Source organism: Phyllobacterium phragmitis, assembly GCF_002980495.1.
Classification (GTDB): domain Bacteria; phylum Pseudomonadota; class Alphaproteobacteria; order Rhizobiales; family Rhizobiaceae; genus Paramesorhizobium; species Paramesorhizobium phragmitis.
Genome location: NZ_PVBR01000102.1, coordinates 1 through 412, shown reverse-complemented (window position 1 = coordinate 412; position 412 = coordinate 1). Strand labels below are relative to the sequence as shown.

The following is a 412-nucleotide window of genomic DNA, read 5'->3' as shown; positions in this document are numbered from 1 at the left end:
TTGACTCCGACGCTTCGCTCCCGCGAAACGTCGGCCCAACCACTAGATAACCTTTTGTTTGTGTTTGTTTCTTTTACACATTTGCGTCCAATTCCATCGGACTCAAATGTTAGAAACAAACCACTAGGTGTTGGGGGCTACAAAATCGCCGTCGATGCAAAGCGCCTCGCCGACGGCGATAAAGCTTTGGCGAATTTGAATGGTGCCTTAAATAGAAATGTTGGTTTTGATGCATCGAATCTTGAGAGCAAACTTAGCGGATATTTGCTCAATCCATCGCATCCCTGACCTGCCACTGCGAATTTCCTCCACGATGGATTAGAGTCCGGCCCATTAAAGGACGGACGAATGAAGAAGCAGAGATTCACCGAAGAGCAGATTATTGCGGTGCTGAAGGAGCAGGAGGCTGGCG

At 48.5% G+C, this 412-nt stretch carries 1 protein-coding gene; it reads left to right on the top strand.

Annotation, left to right across the window (positions count from 1 at the left end; all coding sequences use genetic code 11):
* The coding region (locus C5748_RS28095; protein WP_199194924.1) for a hypothetical protein at window positions 1-288 on the top strand (288 nt) is incomplete at its 5' end.
* Window positions 289-412 lie beyond the last annotated feature (124 nt).